Source organism: Brevibacillus gelatini, assembly GCF_003710935.1.
GTDB classification, from domain to species: Bacteria; Bacillota; Bacilli; order Brevibacillales; family Brevibacillaceae; genus Brevibacillus; species Brevibacillus gelatini.
The window spans coordinates 1-17,992 of sequence record NZ_RHHS01000034.1 but is presented as its reverse complement, the minus strand read 5'-3'; the positions used below and the strand labels follow the sequence as shown (position 1 = coordinate 17,992).

15 protein-coding genes, 24 tRNA genes and 1 rRNA gene are annotated in these 17,992 nt (G+C 50.2%); 32 read left to right on the top strand and 8 right to left on the bottom strand.

Going from position 1 to position 17,992, the window contains the following annotated elements:
* Positions 1–76 precede the first annotated feature (76 nt).
* Positions 77–514: a hypothetical protein gene (locus EDM57_RS14855; RefSeq protein WP_122905496.1), complete on the top strand. Its 438-nt coding sequence runs from the start codon at positions 77–79 to the stop codon at positions 512–514.
* Positions 515–791: 277 nt separating this feature from the next.
* Here the strand turns inward: EDM57_RS14855 and rsmG are convergent, their stop codons facing one another.
* From rsmG to rpmH, 8 genes are all read right to left on the bottom strand, one after another.
* Entirely contained in the window at positions 792–1,508 is a 717-nt protein-coding gene (gene rsmG, locus EDM57_RS14845) for a 16S rRNA (guanine(527)-N(7))-methyltransferase RsmG (protein ID WP_122905494.1), read from the bottom strand.
* Between the two features lie 13 nt (positions 1,509–1,521).
* A complete protein-coding gene (mnmG, locus tag EDM57_RS14840; protein WP_122905493.1) occupies positions 1,522–3,420 on the bottom strand; it encodes a tRNA uridine-5-carboxymethylaminomethyl(34) synthesis enzyme MnmG in 1,899 nt (632 codons plus the stop codon).
* 125 nt (positions 3,421–3,545) lie between these two features.
* Positions 3,546–4,922, bottom strand: a complete 1,377-nt coding sequence (gene mnmE, locus EDM57_RS14835) for a tRNA uridine-5-carboxymethylaminomethyl(34) synthesis GTPase MnmE (RefSeq protein WP_122905492.1) — start codon at positions 4,920–4,922, stop codon at positions 3,546–3,548.
* 318 nt (positions 4,923–5,240) lie between these two features.
* Positions 5,241–5,870, bottom strand: a complete 630-nt coding sequence (gene jag / locus EDM57_RS14830) for an RNA-binding cell elongation regulator Jag/EloR (protein ID WP_122905491.1) — start codon at positions 5,868–5,870, stop codon at positions 5,241–5,243.
* A complete protein-coding gene (gene yidC / locus EDM57_RS14825; RefSeq protein WP_122905490.1) occupies positions 5,867–6,625 on the bottom strand; it encodes a membrane protein insertase YidC in 759 nt (252 codons plus the stop codon). Before yidC ends, jag begins: the two co-directional genes overlap by 4 nt.
* A 39-nt stretch (positions 6,626–6,664) precedes the next feature.
* Positions 6,665–6,889, bottom strand: coding sequence for a membrane protein insertion efficiency factor YidD (gene yidD, locus EDM57_RS14820; protein WP_122905489.1), 225 nt, complete (start codon positions 6,887–6,889; stop codon positions 6,665–6,667).
* Between the two features lie 4 nt (positions 6,890–6,893).
* Entirely contained in the window at positions 6,894–7,262 is a 369-nt protein-coding gene (rnpA, locus tag EDM57_RS14815) for a ribonuclease P protein component (protein ID WP_122905488.1), read from the bottom strand.
* A 346-nt stretch (positions 7,263–7,608) separates the two neighbouring features.
* Positions 7,609–7,746 (bottom strand): 50S ribosomal protein L34, encoded by a 138-nt coding sequence (gene rpmH / locus EDM57_RS14810; RefSeq protein WP_211338251.1) that lies wholly within the window; start codon positions 7,744–7,746, stop codon positions 7,609–7,611.
* Between the two features lie 579 nt (positions 7,747–8,325).
* Here rpmH and dnaA point away from each other — a divergent pair.
* The 31 genes from dnaA to EDM57_RS14650 form a co-directional block, all read left to right on the top strand.
* Positions 8,326–9,687, top strand: a complete 1,362-nt coding sequence (dnaA, locus tag EDM57_RS14800) for a chromosomal replication initiator protein DnaA (protein WP_246005820.1) — start codon at positions 8,326–8,328, stop codon at positions 9,685–9,687.
* 206 nt (positions 9,688–9,893) lie between these two features.
* On the top strand, positions 9,894–11,033 hold the full coding sequence (gene dnaN / locus EDM57_RS14795) for a DNA polymerase III subunit beta (RefSeq protein WP_122905484.1): 1,140 nt from the start codon (positions 9,894–9,896) through the stop codon (positions 11,031–11,033).
* A 48-nt stretch (positions 11,034–11,081) separates the two neighbouring features.
* Positions 11,082–11,297 (top strand): S4 domain-containing protein YaaA, encoded by a 216-nt coding sequence (yaaA, locus tag EDM57_RS14790; protein WP_122905483.1) that lies wholly within the window; start codon positions 11,082–11,084, stop codon positions 11,295–11,297.
* Between the two features lie 16 nt (positions 11,298–11,313).
* Positions 11,314–12,432: a DNA replication/repair protein RecF gene (gene recF, locus EDM57_RS14785; RefSeq protein WP_122905482.1), complete on the top strand. Its 1,119-nt coding sequence runs from the start codon at positions 11,314–11,316 to the stop codon at positions 12,430–12,432.
* Positions 12,433–12,441: 9 nt separating this feature from the next.
* Complete coding sequence (remB, locus tag EDM57_RS14780) at positions 12,442–12,729, top strand: extracellular matrix regulator RemB (RefSeq protein ID WP_122905481.1); 288 nt, start codon at positions 12,442–12,444, stop codon at positions 12,727–12,729.
* An 8-nt stretch (positions 12,730–12,737) separates the two neighbouring features.
* Entirely contained in the window at positions 12,738–14,654 is a 1,917-nt protein-coding gene (gyrB, locus tag EDM57_RS14775) for a DNA topoisomerase (ATP-hydrolyzing) subunit B (RefSeq protein WP_425455807.1), read from the top strand.
* 223 nt (positions 14,655–14,877) lie between these two features.
* Positions 14,878–14,954: transfer RNA gene (locus EDM57_RS14770), tRNA-Ile, on the top strand.
* 54 nt (positions 14,955–15,008) lie between these two features.
* Positions 15,009–15,084, top strand: a tRNA-Ala gene (locus tag EDM57_RS14765).
* Between the two features lie 39 nt (positions 15,085–15,123).
* A tRNA-Asn gene (locus EDM57_RS14760) sits at positions 15,124–15,199 on the top strand.
* A 6-nt stretch (positions 15,200–15,205) separates the two neighbouring features.
* Positions 15,206–15,281, top strand: a tRNA-Thr gene (locus EDM57_RS14755).
* Between the two features lie 17 nt (positions 15,282–15,298).
* Positions 15,299–15,372, top strand: a tRNA-Glu gene (locus tag EDM57_RS14750).
* 83 nt (positions 15,373–15,455) lie between these two features.
* Positions 15,456–15,531, top strand: a tRNA-Val gene (locus tag EDM57_RS14745).
* A 20-nt stretch (positions 15,532–15,551) separates the two neighbouring features.
* Positions 15,552–15,628: transfer RNA gene (locus EDM57_RS14740), tRNA-Asp, on the top strand.
* Positions 15,629–15,663: 35 nt separating this feature from the next.
* Positions 15,664–15,739: transfer RNA gene (locus EDM57_RS14735), tRNA-Phe, on the top strand.
* A 17-nt stretch (positions 15,740–15,756) separates the two neighbouring features.
* Positions 15,757–15,832, top strand: a tRNA-Thr gene (locus EDM57_RS14730).
* A 58-nt stretch (positions 15,833–15,890) separates the two neighbouring features.
* A tRNA-Tyr gene (locus tag EDM57_RS14725) sits at positions 15,891–15,975 on the top strand.
* Between the two features lie 17 nt (positions 15,976–15,992).
* Positions 15,993–16,067, top strand: a tRNA-Gln gene (locus tag EDM57_RS14720).
* 6 nt (positions 16,068–16,073) lie between these two features.
* Positions 16,074–16,149, top strand: a tRNA-Lys gene (locus tag EDM57_RS14715).
* A 22-nt stretch (positions 16,150–16,171) separates the two neighbouring features.
* Positions 16,172–16,258: transfer RNA gene (locus EDM57_RS14710), tRNA-Leu, on the top strand.
* A gap of 43 nt (positions 16,259–16,301) precedes the next feature.
* Positions 16,302–16,377: transfer RNA gene (locus tag EDM57_RS14705), tRNA-Gly, on the top strand.
* Between the two features lie 8 nt (positions 16,378–16,385).
* Positions 16,386–16,459: transfer RNA gene (locus EDM57_RS14700), tRNA-Arg, on the top strand.
* Positions 16,460–16,475: 16 nt separating this feature from the next.
* Positions 16,476–16,552 (top strand) — tRNA-Pro (locus tag EDM57_RS14695).
* An 18-nt stretch (positions 16,553–16,570) separates the two neighbouring features.
* A tRNA-Leu gene (locus EDM57_RS14690) sits at positions 16,571–16,652 on the top strand.
* A 6-nt stretch (positions 16,653–16,658) separates the two neighbouring features.
* Positions 16,659–16,732 (top strand) — tRNA-Gly (locus EDM57_RS14685).
* An 8-nt stretch (positions 16,733–16,740) separates the two neighbouring features.
* Positions 16,741–16,829, top strand: a tRNA-Ser gene (locus EDM57_RS14680).
* Positions 16,830–16,853: 24 nt separating this feature from the next.
* Positions 16,854–16,930: transfer RNA gene (locus EDM57_RS14675), tRNA-Met, on the top strand.
* A 1-nt stretch (position 16,931) separates the two neighbouring features.
* Positions 16,932–17,005: transfer RNA gene (locus tag EDM57_RS14670), tRNA-Trp, on the top strand.
* Positions 17,006–17,028: 23 nt separating this feature from the next.
* Positions 17,029–17,104: transfer RNA gene (locus tag EDM57_RS14665), tRNA-His, on the top strand.
* Between the two features lie 24 nt (positions 17,105–17,128).
* Positions 17,129–17,202 (top strand) — tRNA-Arg (locus EDM57_RS14660).
* A 9-nt stretch (positions 17,203–17,211) separates the two neighbouring features.
* Positions 17,212–17,296: transfer RNA gene (locus EDM57_RS14655), tRNA-Leu, on the top strand.
* Between the two features lie 276 nt (positions 17,297–17,572).
* A 16S ribosomal RNA gene (locus EDM57_RS14650) occupies positions 17,573–17,992 on the top strand; the annotation flags it as partial.

Here is a 17,992-nt window from a genome sequence, read left to right as displayed (position 1 = left end):
CGGGTTATGGTGATGAATCATAGGAATGGTAATTTAAGTTCATTCCATATGTTTTATATAATGGGAGGAGAGCATTATGAAGAAGCTAGCTAGTAGTCTAGTTGCTTTAATTCTTGCTTTAGGTTTTTCTACATCAGCATTTGCAGCAGTTTACCAGGAGTATGAGCCAAATGACAAATGGGAAGACGCCAATTCTTTTTATGCGGCTCATGGGAACCAAATCAATGGTAAAGCTGATTACTATAATAGCGACAGGCAGGACAGATTCACCTTCGTTGCTACACAAAATCAAAAGATTCGCCTTCAATTAGCCTACTCCAAAGCAGGTGGACAAGTATTTACTTTAAAGGTTAGAGCTGGAGGAAAAACATATACAACCACTCCAACCAAGGACTATGTTGATTTTGATATAGAGGCAGGAAAAGAGTACAGGTTCGAAGTTTACGGAGAAGTTTTCAATCTTGATTACAATAACTTCAACTATTCCGTGTATTGCTATGTACTACCAAATTAATATGATTCTCACGAAGTCACCAGAAATGGTGGCTTTTCCTTTTGTTTGTTTTACAAAAGAAAAGGACACCTATCCCAAGTTAATCTCGACGAAAGTGAGCAGGGCAAGTTGATAGCACCCCCGCTCCTTAGCACTTAGAACGCACAATGCATCTTCGTGCTGCGGCATTTCCCACTCCGTAAGGTTTGCCAGGCTGCTATCCTCCCAAACTCCCTCTCCACTTCGCAAAAACAAAAAAGACCGCAGCAACCAACTGCGATCTCCTTCCATCCTTTTGCTATAGAATCGGCTTCTTAGCCGGAACCCCCGCCTTGCGCGGATAGCTCTTCGGCGTCGGCTCTATTTTTTCAATGATGACGATGTTGCGCTCGCCAGCTTCCTCGGGCAGGTGGAACGTCTCCACCTTTCGCGTTTTGCCGCCCAACGTTTTAATCGCCTTTTTCGCTTCGTTCAGTTCCATCGTAATATCGGCTCCTTTGAGCGCGATAAAATGGCCCTGCGGTTGGGCAAAAGGCAGACAAAATTCAGCCAGCAAATTCAGCCGCGCAACAGCACGGGCAACCACGAGATCGAACTGCTCGCGATAGCCGGCCTCCTGACCGCGATCCTCGGCCCGTCCATGCACGGGATAGACGTCTTCCAACCCCAATTCGCCCGCAACATGCTGCAAAAAGCTCATGCGCTTGTTGAGCGAATCAATAATCGTCATTTTCAGATGCGGGAAGCAAATTTTCAGCGGGATGCTGGGGAAGCCGGCACCGCCGCCAATGTCCACCACCGATTTTACCTGGTCAAACGGAAAGTAAAAAGCAGGCGTGATCGAATCGTAAAAGTGCTTGATGTACACTTGCCCTTCTTCGGTAATGCCCGTCAGATTCATTTTCTCGTTCCATTCCACAAGCAGGCGGAAAAAATGGTCAAACTGCTCCTTCTGCCGATCCGTTAGCGAAATACCTTGCGCTGCGAGAGCCTTGGCAAACTGTTCTTTGGTCATTTTGCTGATCTCCTTACTCCGCTGCACCTGCGCGTTTATACTCCAGATACACCATCAAAACGGAAATGTCCGCAGGAGTTACCCCTGCGATACGTGCCGCCTGGCCGATGTTCAACGGGCGGATTTTGGACATGTTTTCCCGGGATTCCTTGGACAAGCCGGAAATCTGATGGTAGTCGATGTCTGCCGGAATGCGGCGTTCCTCCATTTTTTTCATCCGCTCGACCTGTTGCAGCGACTTTTTAATGTAGCCATCGTATTTGATCTGGATCTCTACCTGCTCTTTCACTTCATCCGGCAATGCTTCCGGCGAAGGAACCATCGCCTCGATGTGGTGATAAGTCAGCTCCGGACGGCGCAGCAGCTGGGCCAACTCGATTACTTCCGTCAATTCCGGCGATCCCGCTGCACGCAACACTTCCTGTACGTGCTCCATGTCAGGGCGCACACGCGTATTTTCCACGCGCTCCTTTTCCTGCTCGATCAAACGGCGTTTTTCCGTAAAACGCTTGTAGCGCTCCTCGCTAATCAGGCCGATTTCATAGCCAATATCAGTCAGGCGCAGGTCAGCATTGTCATGACGCAAAAGCAGACGATACTCGGCGCGGGAAGTCAGCAGGCGATAAGGCTCTGTTGTGCCTTTTGTCACGAGGTCGTCGATCAAAACGCCAATGTACGCCTGTTCCCGGCCCAAAATCACCGGCGGCTTGCCTTGGACGCGGCGCGCTGCATTGATTCCAGCCATCAGCCCTTGGCCGGCTGCCTCTTCATACCCCGAAGTCCCGTTGATTTGCCCTGCGGTAAACAGACCTGGCAATCTTTTCGTTTCCAGCGACGGCCACAGCTGCGTCGGCACAATCGAATCGTACTCGATCGCATAGCCTGGGCGCATCATTTTGACTTCTTCCAACCCGGCCATCGAACGAAGCATCGCCAACTGCACGTCTTCCGGCAAGCTTGTGGACAAGCCCTGCACGTACATTTCTTCCGTATTCCGTCCTTCCGGCTCCAGGAAGATCTGATGGCGCGGCTTGTCGTTAAAACGTACGACTTTATCCTCAATCGACGGGCAGTAACGTGGTCCTGTCCCTTCGATCATTCCCGAGTACATCGGAGCGCGATGCAGGTTCGAGTTGATAAGCCCGTGCGTCTCCTCATTGGTGTACGTCAGCCAGCAAGGCAGCTGGTCCATGATAAACTCCGTTGTTTCATAGGAAAAGGCGCGTGGCACCGAGTCTCCAGGCTGAATCTCCATTTTGGAAAAATCGACGCTGTTCTTATGCACCCGCGGAGGTGTACCTGTCTTGAAGCGCGTCATTTCAAAGCCGAGTTCTTTCAGATGATGGGCCAGACGAATCGACGGCCGCATGTTGTTCGGCCCGCTCTCGTACTGCAAATCGCCGAGAATGATTTTTCCGCGCAAATACGTTCCGGTCGTCAAAACGACTGATTTTGCCTTGTAACGCGCACCTGTATTGGTGAGAACCCCTACACAGACACCGTCCTCGACGAGCAGCTCCTCGACCATCGCTTGACGGAGGATCAAATTTGGCGTATTTTCAATCGTTTTTTTCATTTCATGCTGATAGGCGAACTTGTCTGCCTGGGCGCGCAGGGCATGTACGGCAGGACCTTTCCCTGTATTGAGCATGCGCATTTGAATGTGTGTTTTATCGGTATTGCGTCCCATTTCGCCGCCAAGGGCGTCCAGCTCCCGCACCACATGGCCTTTTGCCGGGCCACCTACAGACGGGTTGCACGGCATGTACGCTACAGCGTCCAGATTGATCGTCAACAGCAACGTGCTGCAGCCCATGCGCGCCGCCGCCAAAGCCGCTTCACAGCCGGCATGGCCAGCCCCGATTACAATGACGTCAAACGAGCCCGCTTCATACGCAGGTACAACGTTCATTTTTGTTTTCCTCCTTACTCGTGAGTGACTCTCTCGCTTACACTTGAAAAGCTTCCCAAAAAAACAAGCTACACGCCCTGTCGGTACTCCCTGCTAGGGCGTGTGCCAAGTCCATTTCGTTTCGATCACTTGCCCAGACAAAACTGGGAGAAAATCTGGTCGATCAAATCCTCACCGACACTCTCTCCAATCACTTCGCCGAGCAGCTCCCACGACTTTTTGATGTCGATCTGAACCATATCGACAGGCAGCAAATCGTCAATACCGGCCAGCGCTTCGTCAATCGCTTTTTCCGCCTGGCGAAGCAGTTGAATATGCCGGGCATTGCTCACATAGGTCAAATCGTCCTGCTGCACGCGTCCGCTGAAGAAAATATCGCCAATCGCCTGCTCCAGCAAGTCGATGCCCTTCTCTTCACGCGCAGAGGTCATGATGAGCGGCTGCTGCGGGAAATGGCGCTTGATCTCTTCCAGGTCCACTTTTTGCGGCAAGTCGAACTTGTTTACGATCACGATCACCTGAAAGCCTTTTGCCGCTTCAAAAATCGCATAGTCGTCAGCTGTAAGCGGCTCGTTGTAATTGACGACGAGCAGCACAAGATCCGCCTTTTGCAAAAGCTGACGCGATTTTTCCACCCCGATTTTCTCCACAATATCGTCGGTGTCGCGAATTCCAGCCGTGTCAATCAGACGCAGAGGCACCCCGCGCACATTGACGTACTCTTCAATAACGTCGCGAGTCGTCCCGGCCACATCGGTGACGATTGCTTTTTCCTCCTGAACGAGACTGTTCAATAAAGAAGATTTTCCTACATTCGGCCGCCCGATAATCGCCGTAGACAAGCCTTCGCGCAATATTTTCCCCTGCTTGGCGGTCTGCAGGAGCCGCTGAATCTCGGCTTTTACCTCCTCGCATTTTCCGCGCAGGAAGTTTTGCGTAAACTCTTCGACGTCGTGCTCGGGATAGTCCAGCGTGACTTCGATATGCGCCATGGCTTCAATCAAATTTTGCCGCAACTGCCGAATAAGCCGCGACAGCTTGCCCTCCACCTGGTTCAAAGCCACCTTCATCGCTCTGTCTGTCTTCGCCCGGATCAGATCGATCACAGCCTCCGCCTGAGACAAATCGACGCGTCCGTTTAAAAACGCACGCTTCGTAAATTCGCCCGGCTCTGCCAGTCTGGCACCGTTATCGAGAATCAGCTCCAACACCTTTTCAACCGATACGATTCCCCCGTGACAGTTTACCTCCACTACATCCTCTCGCGTGAACGTTCGCGGAGCCTTCATGACAGACACCAGCACCTCTTCCACCCGCTCACCCGTCTGTGGATCGTACAGGTGACCGTAGTGGATCGTATGGCTGTCCACTGTGGACAACCGCTGTTTTCCTTTATATATCTTATCCACAACTTCGATCGCTTCCGCACCGCTGACCCGAATGACAGCAATACCGCCTTCGCCCATCGGTGTCGCGACCGCTGCTATTGTATCGAATTTCATGACCTTCACCTCTAGCTTTCCAATCAGACAAGTCAGCCACTAACTTACTAGCTTAACAGATCGCCCTGAAAAATTCCAAATGAAAGTGCAATTTTCCACACGCTCATTTGCAACAGGAAAAAGCAACCCCGCTGTCCAAGGTTGCTGTCTGTTTTCGTTATCCACAGTATGATCTTTTTGCGAAAAGCTCAACCCTCCCCGGCTTTATCCACAGTGGACAACTTTTTTGCCGACCGCGCTATACGCCCGCCTGTTACAACTTGTCGATTGCCCGACAGCTCACGACTTTTCCGGTTAACACCAAAAAAAAAAAGAAGCCTAACGCGAGGCTTCTTTCGGTGCAATGACGATATAACGGTTCGGCTCGTCTCCCTCACTGAAGGTAACGACATCCGTTCTTTTTTGCAGGAAGGCATGAATGACTTTGCGCTCCGCCGCTGACATCGGCTCCAGCCGCACATCCCGTCTGGTAGACAAAGCTTTTTTGGCTACCCGGTCAGCCAGCTGCTCCAACGTTTCCTTGCGGCGCATCCTGTAATTCTCCGCATCCAATGTGATGCGCACATGTTTGTCCGCATGACGGTTCGCTACGACGTTAACGAGATACTGTAAGGAATCCAGAGTTTGCCCTCTGCGGCCAATGATGATTCCCAGGTTGCTGCCCTGAATATCAAACAGAATGCCCTCTTCATTTGTACGAGTCTCCACTTTGGCGTTCACCTTCATGTTAGACAAAACATCTTGAAGAAAGTCACGTCCCTGTGCAACCGGGTCAAAGTGAAATTCTACTTCCACTTTGGCGTCCTTGGCCCCAATCAGTCCAAAAAGGCCCCTGCTTGGCTCCTCCAGAACGCGGATACTCGCCTTTTCACGCGGTATACCCAATTCCAGCAAAGCTTTTTGCACAGCATCGTCTATCGTTTTTGCCGTAGCTACCACCTTTTTCACTTGGAGGTTCCCTCCTTGGGAGAAAGCTTATTGCCTTTATCACGATACAGGAAATACGTTTGCACGATGGTAAACAGGTTGCCGTATACCCAGTACAGGGACAGCGCAGATGGCAAAGTGACGGCGATAGCCAAAATCATCAGCGGCATCATGACCAGCATCATTTGCATTTGCGGGTTGCCCTGTGTGGTTTGTCCCATCATTTTCGACTGCAGGTAAGTCGTAATCGCAGCGATGATCGGCAAGATGTAGTACGGGTCTTTTTCACCCAGCGTCAGCCAGAGGAACGATTGCGACTTGATTTCCTCTGTCCGGATGATGGCATGGTAAAAGGCGATCAGGATTGGCATTTGCACCAGCATCGGCAAGCATCCTGCGAGTGGATTTACGCCGTGTTTCTGGAAGAGAGCCATTGTTTCCTGTTGCGCTTTTTGCGGATCATTTTTGTACTTCTCACGGATTTTTTGCATGTCCGGTTGAAGCTCCTGCATTTTCTTGGAGCTCTTGATTTGCTTGACCATCAATGGCAGCACAATCAATCGGATGATAACGGTCGCAACCAGAATTCCGAGACCGTAGTTGTCTCCAAGCACCAAAGCGCTTTCTTTAATCAACCAGGACAAGGGATATACGAGATACTTGTCCCAGAAGCCGCTTGCGTCAGGTCCGATCGGCTCGGCAGTCGCCGGGTTACAGCCTGACAGTACAAGAACCAGCATGGTCAGCATTAGCATGCTGAGGGTACGTCTGCTCAAGGGTGATCCTCCTTTTTCCCCGCTTCAATTGAGGTATGCTTATTTGCGTTGATCCGGAACTGGATCAAACCCGCCCGGGTGAAACGGATGACATTTCAGGATGCGGCGAAGAGCCAGCCAGCCTCCGCGCCACGCACCAAAACGGCGAACCGATTCGATGGCGTAGTGCGAGCAGGTGGGCGCGAATCTGCACGTAGGAGGCTTCAGCGGAGAAATAAACAACTGGTATCCGCGGATCAACCAGACCATGACTCTTCCAATCATCGTTTCACCCTCTTTTTCCATTATGTACGGGTGCCCGCTTGATAACTTTGGCGCGCTTCATCACGTGCAACAGAGATTGCTCAATGGCATCAAGCGACATGGCTTCCACTCCCGGACGGGCGATGATGACAAGATCGAGACCGAGCGGAATGTCTGACTCCAGTCGCGCTACCGCTTCGCGAATCAGCCGTTTGACTCTGTTGCGGATAACAGCGTTACCAATTTTTTTGCTGACAGAAATTCCGGCGCGAAAAGCAGCCTGTTCCTCCTGTTTGGCAAAATACAGGACAAATTGCTTGTTCGCAACCGAAGTTCCTCGTTGAAACACTGCTTGAAAGTGCTCATTTTTTTTGAGCCGGTGTGAACGATGCAAGGTAAACAACCCCTAACATCACAATTATAGTAGAAAATGCAAACAGCATCTACCAGTATATCCTTGTTTCGTCCACTTTTTTCCCAAAGTATATGTACTTTGTGCGAAAATCAAAAAAATAATAGGGGAATTCACGTTCAAACTCCCCCAACTCAATAAAAAAGTCGGTCTCATTCTTCAATCAGGCTTCATCACTTCCCCGCTTTTGGATCCCTATGCATAGCTAGGTAACGATTCTCCCACGAGAAAGGTTCCACATGGCGATCGCGGTTCGGCTTCCTCTTCACCCTTAAAAAGAATTTTCCGACATCATTGCGCAAACAAAAAGGCCACTGGAAATGTGGCCTTACGCGGAAAGAACTTTTCTGCCTTTACGGCGACGAGCAGCTAAAATTTTGCGGCCATTTTTTGTGCTCATGCGCTTACGGAATCCATGATCCTTTTTGCGCTTGCGATTGTTAGGATTAAATGTTGGTTTCATTATCGTATACACCTCCGTCTAGCACAGACATTCTTTTGCATTATAAGGACATATAGTAAAAAAGTCAAGCAAAAGTGGATTCCCGCTCCCAAGGAAAATATCCCCACAAAACTATTTCCCGGATCTGTGGATATTACTTTATCCACAAAAGCAGATTTCGACAAGTTTATCTACAGCTTGTACACAAAATATAGAGGTGTGAATATGTCTCTACTACCAGTGGTTGTGTTTGTGGATAAGTGTGAAAAAACCATTGATACCATGCCTTATATCTGTTATTATGTCTTTGTTTTGAAACGTGAATAACTCCGATAGGCTAATCGGTTTTTCCACAGGGTGTGGATAAGTTTGTGGACAGATTCCTTCCTATGTGTATGTCGTTACTCACAGGGATGCGGATAACCGTCTGCTTTTTTTCTCTTCTACGGGCAGAATCGCTATTTTTCGACTTTTTTTATCCACAATCTCTGTAAACGACCGTGTTGACAATTTTGCCGCACATGAGAGGTTTTTAACTATTACTATCGTTTCTTTTCTATCGGTGATTTTATTTTTCGGATGGCCCAAAAGGAGGGATTCTGGTTGGATGCAGCGATTAGCGAATTATGGCGCAAAGTTCTCGCCAAGATAGAAAAATCGCTAAGCAAACCAAGTTTTGATACCTGGCTCAAAGCGACGAAAGCAACCACCTTGGAAGAGGATGCGCTAATCGTCGTCGCGCCCAATGACTTCGCGCGGGATTGGCTTGAAACCAGGTACGCTCAACTGATTACCGATACACTTTATGAAGTGACAGGGATCAATATGAAGGTAAAATTCGTCGCCCTGCAAAACCAGGACGCCGCATTTGCCGAAGAACAACCAGCCCCGCGGGTGAAAATGAGCACTCCGCCTTCAGCAGCGGATGACCAGCCACCCAGCATTTTAAATCCCAAGTACACCTTTGACACCTTTGTCATCGGTGCCGGGAATCGCTTCGCTCACGCCGCTTCGCTTGCGGTCGCTGAAGCTCCTGCTAAAGCCTACAACCCCCTCTTCATTTACGGAGGAGTCGGACTCGGCAAAACCCACTTGATGCATGCCATTGGCCATTATGTCATTCAGCACAATCCAGCGGCGAAAGTGGTCTATTTGTCGTCAGAGAAGTTCACCAATGAATTCATCAACTCGATTCGCGACAACAAAGCCGTCGAATTCCGCAACAAGTACCGGAGTGTAGACGTTCTGTTAATTGATGATATTCAGTTTTTGGCAGGCAAAGAATCGACGCAGGAAGAGTTTTTCCATACGTTCAATGCCTTGCACGAAGAAAGCAAGCAGATCATTATCTCCTCTGACCGGCCTCCCAAGGAGATCCCGACTCTGGAGGATCGTCTGCGCTCTCGCTTTGAATGGGGACTGATTACCGACATTCAGCCGCCAGATTTGGAAACGCGGATCGCCATTTTGCGCAAAAAGGCAAAAGCTGAAAATTTGGACATCCCGAATGAGGTTATGGCCTACATCGCAAACCAGATCGACAGCAACATCCGCGAGCTGGAAGGTGCCCTGATCCGTGTCGTAGCTTACTCTTCGCTGATTAACCGCGACATCGACACGCAGCTGGCCGCAGAAGCGTTGAAAGACATCATTCCGTCTTCTCGCCCCCGCGTGATTACGATCATGGACATTCAGCGGGCAGTCGGTGAAGCCTTTAACCTCAAACTGGAAGACTTCAAGGCGAAAAAACGGACCAAAACTGTCGCATTCCCGCGGCAAATTGCCATGTATTTGTCCCGCGAGCTGACAGATGCATCTTTGCCGAAAATCGGGGACGAATTTGGCGGACGCGACCATACGACCGTCATCCACGCACACGAAAAAATCTCGCGAGCGCTGGCAACTGACCCGCAGATGCAAACTACGATTCAGTCGCTCATTGAAAAGTTAAAAGCAAACCATTAAACCTGTGCATAACGCCAAAAGCCTATACACAACTTACCCACATGTGTATAGGCTATCTTTTACGTTGTCAACCCACATATCCACAAATCCACAGGAACTATTACTGCTTCTGTAAAAAAGATTTATCCTAATTAAGATATGATAAAGACACAGCCATTATGCAAAAGCCACCAAAAAATGGCGCAGATAGAGGGAGGATCACGTTGATGCATATTACCGTTCAGCGAGACAAGCTGTCTAACGCCGTTTCACATGTCAGCAAAGCGGTTTCCAGCAGAACAACCATTCCGATTTTGACTGGGATCAAGATAAAGACCGATGATGAAGGAATTACTCTTACTGCAAGTGATTCGGATATATCCATCGAGGTGCAGATTCCGTTGGAAGAAGCGGGAGACTGGGGAGTAACGATCCATCAGCCTGGAAGCATTGTTTTGCCAGCACGTATTTTCAGCGAAATTGTACGCAAGCTGCCAAGCAACGAGATTCACATTCAAGCAGACGACCGTCTCGTTACGCAAATCCGTTCGGGACAAGCCGAATTCACGATCAACGGAATGGATGCCAGCGAATATCCGCAGCTGCCGCATCTGGAAGAGGACAAAGTTATCAGCGTTCCCTGTGATCTGCTGAAAGCAATGATTCGGCAAACTGTTTTTGGCGTCTCTACGTCCGAAATGCGTCCGATCCTGACAGGAATCATGTGGTCCCTGGAGCAAGGCAAGCTTCGCTTTGTCGCTACTGACAGTCACCGTCTTGCCAGCCGTACAGCGATGGTTGAATGCCCGGAAGACCTTTCCTTCCACAACGTAGTCGTGCCGGGAAAAAGCTGTAACGAGTTGATGAAAATTCTTGATGATGACCAAAACCTGGCGGACATCGTCGTAGCCGACAATCAGATTTTGGTGAAGTCCAAGCACATCTTGTTCTATTCCCGCCTGTTGGAAGGAACTTACCCGGACACGACCAGAATCATTCCGCAAGGCAGCAAAACCGAGATCACTGTCAGCACCAAGGAATTTTTGCAATCGATCGAGCGCGCTTCCTTGCTCAGCCGTGAAGGCAAATCCAATGTGGTCAAGCTGGTTACGTTGTCCGATGGCAGCGTGGAAATTACTTCTAACGCACCGGAAATCGGCAAAGTTACCGACATTTTGATGCCAAAAGCCTTGAACGGGGAAGAGCTGAAAATCTCCTTCAACGCAAAATACATGATCGATGCCTTGCGCGCGATCGACAGCACCGAGATCAAAGCCAGCTTTACCGGGCCGATGAGTCCGTTCGTGATTCGTCCGACAGACCACGACTGGATGCTGCATTTGATCCTGCCAGTCCGTACTTACTAGGTCTTTTTCGTAAAAAAGTTCTTTTTCGTAAAAGAAAGGAGCCAAGCCATGCGTGAGGTTTCCATCAACACCGAATACATTACGCTCGGCCAATTTTTGAAGCTGGCTGACGTCATTGACACAGGCGGCATGGCCAAAGCGTTTTTGGCAGAAGTGCCGATCAAGATTAATGGCGAGCTGGACAACAGACGCGGCCGCAAGCTATATCCTGGCGATGAAGTGGCGATTGAAGGCCATGGCCGCTTTCAAGTGGTACGCCGCTGAGAGGAGAGCGTGATTCTTGTTTCTCAAGAACCTGTCGCTAACCAACTATCGCAACTACCAAACCTTGTCCCTGGATTTTGATGGACCGATCCAGTTGTTCATCGGAAACAATGCCCAGGGGAAAACGAATGCTCTCGAATCGATATACGTTCTGGCTCTGGCCAAATCCCACCGTACGCCTCGCGATAAAGAGCTGATCGCGTGGGATGCCGACTACGCCACGATCCGTAGCGATGTTCTTCGTCGCTACGGTTCTGTTCGTCTTGAGCTGCAGTTGACAAGCAAGGGAAAGCGGGCCAAAATCAACGGAATGGAGCAGCAAAAGCTGAGTGCCTACGTGGGAGCGTTGAACGTAGTCATGTTTGCGCCGGAGGACCTGTCCATTGTAAAAGGAGCGCCGGCTCAGCGCAGGCGTTTCATTGACATGGAAATTGGCCAAGTTTCCCCCACCTATCTGTACTATTTGAGCAATTACAACAAGGTGCTGGCTCAGCGAAACCAACTGCTGAAAGATTTGGCGATGAAAAAAAGCCATTCGCTGGAAATGCTGGCAATTTGGAATACCCAACTGGCGGATTTAGCGGTAAAATTGTTGAGAAAGCGATTTGAGTTTCTGCGCAAGCTGGAGGCGTGGGCGCAGGAGATTCACACGGGCATTACCGACGGAAGGGAAATGCTTTCTTTGCATTACGTGAACTCGTCGCCCGTTACGGATGAAATGTCGGCAGAGCAAGCGGTTGACACACTGCTGGCCGCCTATGAAGAGGTTCGCGACCGGGAAATTATGCGCGGAAGCACGCTGATCGGACCGCACCGCGATGATTTTTCGCTCAAAGTGAACAACATGGATGTCCAGACGTACGGTTCGCAAGGGCAGCAGCGCACGAGCGCCCTGTCCATCAAATTGGCCGAAATTGAACTGATTAAAGAAGAAGTCGGGGAGTACCCCGTTCTTTTGTTGGATGATGTTTTGTCAGAGTTGGATGAACATCGGCAAACCCTGCTGCTCGAAACCATTCAGGATCGGGTTCAGACGTTTGTAAGCACGACAGGTGTGGAAGGCTTAAAGCATCAGGTTCTCCAGCAGGCCTCTCGTTTTTACGTGAAGGAAGGGACAATCTCGGGAGAAAGGTAGGGGTCAGGGATGTTTATTCACATTGGTGGAGATACTGTGGTGAGCACGAAGGAAGTCATTTCCATCCTCGACCATCAAACCGTGAAATCCTCGAAGGTCAACAAGGCTTTTTTGGAGGAAAAACGGAAAACGATTGTCGACCACAGTGTGGAAGAAACAAAATCTTACGTAATCACCCAGAACGCCATTTACTGTTCACCTATTTCTTCTCTGACGCTAAAGCGACGCGCTCAGTTCGTGGACAGCTTGGATCAGTTTCCCTTTGTACAAGCTGAAGTGGAGGAGTTGACAGAGTAGTGGATCAAGTGACGACGAACGATACAAACTATGATGCGAGTCAGATTCAGGTTCTGGAAGGTTTGGAAGCAGTTCGGAAACGTCCCGGCATGTATATCGGCTCGACCAGCAGCCGCGGTTTGCATCACCTGGTATGGGAGATTGTCGACAATGCCATTGACGAAGCGCTTGCCGGTTATTGCGACAACATTTTGGTGGTCATTCATCCGGACAACTCCGTATCTGTAACGGATAATGGCCGGGGAATCCCAACCGGCATTCATGAAAAAACCGGTAAATCAACCGTTGAGACGGTTTTGACTGTCCTGCACGCCGGCGGAAAATTCGGCGGCGGCGGATACAAAGTTTCCGGCGGTCTGCACGGGGTTGGCAGCTCGGTAGTGAACGCGCTATCCGAATGGCTGGAAGTAGAAGTAAAGCAAAACAACAAAATTCACTATATGCGTTTTACTGTCGGAACGCCTGATGCTGATCTTGCCGTCATTGGCGAGACAGAGGAGACGGGAACAAAAGTCACCTTCAAGCCGGACCCGACGATTTTTACAGAAACGACTGTTTTTGATTACGATATTTTGCAAAAACGTATTCGCGAGCTCGCCTTCCTCAACAAAGGGCTGCGCATTACGCTCAAAGACACACGCCCAGGTCAGGAGCGGGAAGAATCGTTCCACTACGAGGGCGGTATCGTGCAGTTCGTCGAATACTTGAACAAAAACCGGGAGCCTTTGCATGAAGAAGTCATTTATTGCGAAGGCGAAAAGGACGGCCTGTTCGTTGAGGTTGCTCTGCAGTACAACGACAGCTACGTGAGCAACATTTATTCGTTCGCCAACAACATTAATACACACGAAGGCGGAACGCACGAAACAGGCTTCAAGACGGCCCTTACCCGTGTCATTAACGAGTACAGCCGCAAGTTCAATCTCCTGAAGGAAAAAGATCCGAATCTCTCCGGGGACGACGTGCGTGAAGGGATTACGGCGATTATCTCTGTGAAGATTCAGGACCCTCAATTTGAAGGTCAGACGAAAACGAAGCTCGGCAATTCGGAAGCGCGCAGCATTACGGAATCCATCTTTGGCGATCGCTTCAGCACCTTTATGGAGGAAAATCCAGGTGTAGCGAAGAAAGTGGTGGAGAAGGCCTTGATGGCTTCTCGTGCCCGCGAGGCAGCGCGTAAAGCGCGCGAGATGACTCGCCGCAAAAGTGCTCTCGAAGTCAGTGCATTGCCGGGTAAATTGGCGGACTGTTCCTCGAAGGACGCTTCCGAATCCGAACTGTTCATCGTAGAGGGAGACTCTGCGGGCGGTTCTGCGAAGTCCGGACGCGACCGCCATTTCCAGGCCATTCTTCCTTTGCGCGGAAAAGTGTTGAACGTGGAGAAAGCGCGCCTGGACAAAATTCTCGGCAACAACGAGATTCGCACGATTATTACTGCGCTCGGTACCGGGGTAGGCGAAGATTTTGACATTAGCAAAGCGCGCTACCACAAAATTGTGATTATGACAGACGCGGACGTAGACGGCTCGCATATTCGCACATTGCTGCTGACGTTCTTCTACCGTTACATGCGTCAGCTGATCGAAGCGGGGTATGTATATATCGCGCAACCGCCGCTCTACAGCATCAAGCAAGGCAAGACATTGCATTACGCGTACAGCGACCAGCAGCGCGACCAGATTCTCGCCAGCCTCAAGCCTACGCCCAAGCCAAGCGTTCAGCGCTACAAAGGGTTGGGCGAGATGAACGCGGAACAATTGTGGGAGACGACGATGGATCCGTCCATGCGCACGCTCCTGCAAGTGAACCTGGAAGACGCCATGGAGGCAGACATGGTGTTTGAGACGCTTATGGGCGACGAAGTAGAGCCGCGCAGAGAGTTTATCGAGCGGTACGCAGCGTCTGTAAGGGATTTGGATATTTAGATTTTGGCTATGCTCTATTAACAGCAAGAAGGCTCAGCGATTCAACGGCAGCGAAAAGGGCTGTGCCATGCGATTTTCGTAGACGAAGATGCTATTCTGCTGGGCACTGAATCGTTGAGTCTACCTTCTTGCCAAAAAATTCACCTCTGCACGATAAAAAAATCAAAAATTCTATTGCAATGAATTAAAATCTATGCTAGATTAAAGATCCAGGAAGTGATACGGGCCTATAGCTCAGTTGGTTAGAGCGCACGCCTGATAAGCGTGAGGTCGGCTGTTCGAGTCAGCCTAGGCCCACCACTTATACAAGGCGATAGCGTCGGATGCGACATCGCTTCTCGATTTTGAAAAAATGGGGCTGTAGCTCAGTTGGGAGAGCGCCTGCCTTGCAAGCAGGAGGTCATCGGTTCGATCCCGTTCAGCTCCACCATATAATTCCTATAGGCAATTGGCCTGCTTATCGTATTGTTCCTCGGTAGCTCAGTTGGTAGAGCAATCGGCTGTTAACCGATCGGTCGGCGGTTCGAGTCCGTCCCGAGGAGCCATATCACGCTCCTGTAGCTCAGTCGGTAGAGCGTTTCCATGGTAAGGAAGAGGTCGCAGGTTCGATTCCTGTCGGGAGCACCAGTAATCATTATGATAATGGCCCGTTGGTGAAGCGGTTTAACACAGCAGCCTTTCACGCTGTCATACAGGGGTTCGAATCCCCTACGGGTCACCTACACACCCAACTGGTTGTTGGGGCTCCGCAAAGTGTGCGGTGTTGCTGCGACGCAATCTCTTCACTTTGCGGGTGATTTTGGAGGCTTAGCTCAGCTGGGAGAGCATCTGCCTTACAAGCAGAGGGTCGGCGGTTCGATCCCGTCAGCCTCCACCATTTCCACGAATGAAAAACATGGAGCTGTGGTGAAGTTGGAGTTCACGCCGGTCTGTCACACCGGAGGTCGCGGGTTCGAGTCCCGTCAGCTCCGCCATTATTCAAAAAGTAATGGTGGACTCACATACACGAGGCTCGGTAGCTCAGTCGGTAGAGCAGAGGACTGAAAATCCTCGTGTCGGCGGTTCGATTCCGTCCCGAGCCACCATGAAACAAACCAAACATGCCGGTATAGCTCAATTGGTAGAGCACCTGACTTGTAATCAGGGGGTTGTGGGTTCAAGTCCTATTGCCGGCACCACCTTTATCCTTTCGAGCAAAGAGCAATCCGTGCTTACGTGCTTATATAAGGACAAGTTGGGGAGATAGCGAAGTGGCTAAACGCGGCAGACTGTAAATCTGCTCCCTATGGGTTCGGCGGTTCGAATCCGTCTCTCCCCACCATCTTTACTCATGGCTATTGGGGTATAGCCAAGCGGTAAGGCAACGGACTTTGACTCCGTCATTCCTAGGTTCAAATCCTAGTACCCCAGCCATAATGAGAGCCATTAGCTCAGTTGGTAGAGCATCTGACTTTTAATCAGAGGGTCGAAGGTTCGAGTCCTTCATGGCTCACCAGTGTTTTTCCTAAAGTGGATATGCGGTCGTGGCGGAATTGGCAGACGCGCTAGATTCAGGTTCTAGTGGTGGCAACACCGTGGAGGTTCAAGTCCTCTCGACCGCACCATATCACACAAAAGCGAAGTTTTTGTTCCGTCGCTTATCAATATGCGGACGTAGCTCAATTGGTAGAGCGTCGCCTTGCCAAGGCGAAGGTCGCGGGTTCGAGACCCGTCGTCCGCTCCATAAATCATGTGCCCTTAGCTCAGCTGGATAGAGCGTTTGACTACGAATCAAAAGGTCGGGAGTTCGAATCTCTCAGGGCACGCTTTTCTTTCCATAATCGGGAAGTAGCTCAGCTTGGTAGAGTACTTGGCTTGGGACCAAGGGGTCGCAGGTTCGAATCCTGTCTTCCCGACCAGTTTTTCTAATTTGATATGCCGGTGTGGCGGAATGGCAGACGCGCGCGACTCAAAATCGTGAGGGAAACCGTGGGGGTTCAAGTCCCTTCACCGGCACCATATTTTGCGGGTGTAGTTCAATGGTAGAACTCCAGCCTTCCAAGCTGGTCGCGTGGGTTCGATTCCCATCACCCGCTCCATTTTTTGCGGAGGGATACCGAAGTGGTCATAACGGGGCGGTCTTGAAAACCGTTAGGGTGCAAGCCCACGGGGGTTCGAATCCCTCTCCCTCCGCCATTCCAGTTACTTTTTAATGTTTGTGGCGGCGTAGCTCAGATGGCTAGAGCGTTCGGTTCATACCCGAAAGGTCGGGGGTTCGATCCCCTCCACCGCTACCATAGGGGCATAGTTTAACGGTAGAACGAAGGTCTCCAAAACCTTTGGTGTGGGTTCGATTCCTACTGCCCCTGCCAAAAGTATATAGTTACCATTTATGGCGGTCGTGGCGAAGGGGTTAACGCACCGGATTGTGGCTCCGGCATTCGTGGGTTCGAGTCCCATCGATCGCCCCATTTTTATGTCAATCAATGATATATGTCTCAGTAGCTCAGCTGGATAGAGCATCCGCCTTCTAAGCGGACGGTCGGGAGTTCGAACCTCTCCTGAGACGTTTTTACATGCGGTCGTGGTGGAATTGGCAGACACACCATCTTGAGGGGGTGGCGGGGCGACCCGTGCGAGTTCGAGTCTCGCCGACCGCACCACTAAATAATTTCAGTGAGATTATAATAAAACTCTTGAAATTATAGTGTGAAGATGATATATTAAAAGTCCGCCCTCAATTGTGACCTTCAAAGCAATTGAACAAAATTCAATGTCAGTTTTAAAAAAAACTTGACTTGAATAGGTGGGCATGATACAATTAAAATCCGCGTCACTGAGTGAGCGCGATTGAAAATGCTCTTTGAAAACTGAACAGCGAAAGCGTTGATGAGTCTATCATTTTTAATGATTTACCAGCTTTGAACCAGTACCAAACTTTATTGGAGAGTTTGATCCTGGCTCAGGACGAACGCTGGCGGCGTGCCTAATACATGCAAGTCGAGCGAGGGTTTTCGAACCCTAGCGGCGGACGGGTGAGTAACACGTAGGCAACCTGCCTCTCAGACCGGGATAACATAGGGAAACTTATGCTAATACCGGATAGGTTTTTGGATCGCATGATCTGAAAAGGAAAGATGGCGTTTGCTATCACTGGGAGATGGGCCTGCGGCGCATTAGCTAGTTGGTGGGGTAACGGCCTACCAAGGCGACGATGCGTAGCCGACCTGAGAGGGTGACCGGCCACACTGGGACTGAGACACGGCCCAGACTCCTACGGGAGGCAGCAGTAGGGAATTTTCCACAATGGACGAAAGTCTGATGGAGCAACGCCGCGTGAACGATGAAGGTCTTCGGAT